Raw genomic sequence first — 1,792 nt, 5'->3', positions numbered from 1 at the left:
ACTAAATGTTGATAAGGGCAAATAATAATTACAACCTGTAAGCCAATTTTTTGGTATAGCTCTGTGGCTATAGCTAAAGCAATAATGGTTTTACCGCTACCAGTCGCCATTTTTAATGTTCCACGACCTTTATTAGCTAACCAACTAATAACAGCCTTTGTTTGATAGTCTCGTAGTTTTAAATTATTAGGAAAGCGAGGGGTATTTAATAATTGATGTTGATAGTTACTAGACTTCTCTTTTACCTTATTTTTAACAAATTTTTTAGTATAATCTGTTGCTAATATTTGCCAGTCAATATTTTTTAAGGATAAAGTAGTATATTGATTCTGATGCTGTGTTTGCGAACTAAAATCATTATTTTCTAGATACATTAATCTAATTTATTTTTATGATAAACAAAAATTATAATATTTTTAAACTAAGTTGACTTAATTCAAGCAAATAGATATTCTTGAAATAAAATTAATAATATTTATTTAGGAAGTACATTATTATCAGTCGGAATTCTTATTACTTTGTCTACTATAAAAACTAGCTCGAAAGGTTGTCCCATTTTGCGAGAAATGAAAGTTTCTACCAAAGCTGCTTGTTTAGAATTGATATCTTTATCTGTTTGCAGAGTGATATAAACAATAGGGGGGTCTTGTGTCCAATCTACTTCAATGTGGCTATTATTAACTCCTTCTCCTACCGTAATGGTTTCATTGATTAATTTATTGGTAATTTCGGTGGTTAATTGTGCCTGCCTTACTAACTGGAAAAAACTTGCTCCTAATGGTAAAACTAAAATGCTAGTAAGAGCAAGAGTCCATCCTAAAGCATGGCTAATTTTAGTATAACCAGCCAAAATAAAAACAATCATGCAAGACAAAGTAATGCCTAAAAGATTTGTTAAATAAAGTAAAAAAGCACCCTTAGAAAAGTAATATTGTTCTTGGGAAGAAGATAAACCAACTACACATAAAGGAGGCATTAAAGCAACTGCGATCGCTGTACCTGCAACTGCATCACTAACACCCTTTCTCACTTTAGCAAAAGCACTAATTCCCCCTGCAACTACTGCAATAGCCAAGTCTACTAAATTAGGTTGAGTTCTTGCTAAAACCTCTGAACCAAATTCAGGTAGATCTACTAAATGTCCTGCAATATTCGAGAGTAAAAAAGCCATGATTGTTGCTCCAATTATGGAGAATAAACCTTTACGAAATAAAGGAAAATCTCCTTCTAAAGCAGCAAAAGCCATCGCTCTTAGGGGTAACATCAAAGGAGCAATTAACATTGCACCAATAATAACAGCAGTACTATTACTAATTAAGCCAAAAGTAGCAATTAGACAAGCACTAATAGTAAAAACAATAAAGTTAGTATTCCAGCTAGCATCTAACCATAGCTCTCGATGTAATTTTTTGATATAAACGTCTTTAACCTGTTTAGGTAAAAATTGCTTCAGAAATCTAATGGTTTTGATTCTTATGAATCGCCTAGCACGGCTATTTAAAAATTTTTGCTTTGGAGGATAATTATTAAAATCCATAATTAAGTTAAATAGAAAAAATTTTTTTGTTTGATAAATAATTAAATATAAATAATGAATGATTGGAAAATAGGAGGGATATAGAAGTATCAAAAATAATTAAGTAATAACTAATAACCAATGACGAATCATAAATAACTAACCACTAACCAATTATCCTTGAATTGGTACTAATTACTAAATTTATATCTTTTTGATTTATCAAAAATGTTCTTAAAAAAATACTTTATAATTTTTTGCTGTGGATTTTTTTGT

2 protein-coding genes are annotated in these 1,792 nt (G+C 30.1%); both read right to left on the bottom strand.

Going from position 1 to position 1,792, the window contains the following annotated elements; all coding sequences use genetic code 11:
• Positions 1-374: DEAD/DEAH box helicase (locus H1P_RS16835; protein ID WP_186376004.1), on the bottom strand; the 374-nt coding region annotated here is incomplete at its 3' end.
• 101 nt (positions 375-475) lie between these two features.
• Positions 476-1,537, bottom strand: a complete 1,062-nt coding sequence (locus H1P_RS16830; RefSeq protein ID WP_144869448.1) for a DUF389 domain-containing protein — start codon at positions 1,535-1,537, stop codon at positions 476-478.
• Positions 1,538-1,792: the final 255 nt, after the last annotated feature.

The sequence above is a fragment of the Hyella patelloides LEGE 07179 genome (assembly GCF_900659865.1).
GTDB lineage: Bacteria > Cyanobacteriota > Cyanobacteriia > Cyanobacteriales > Xenococcaceae > Hyella > Hyella patelloides.
This window is presented reverse-complemented; position numbering and strand designations above follow the sequence as displayed.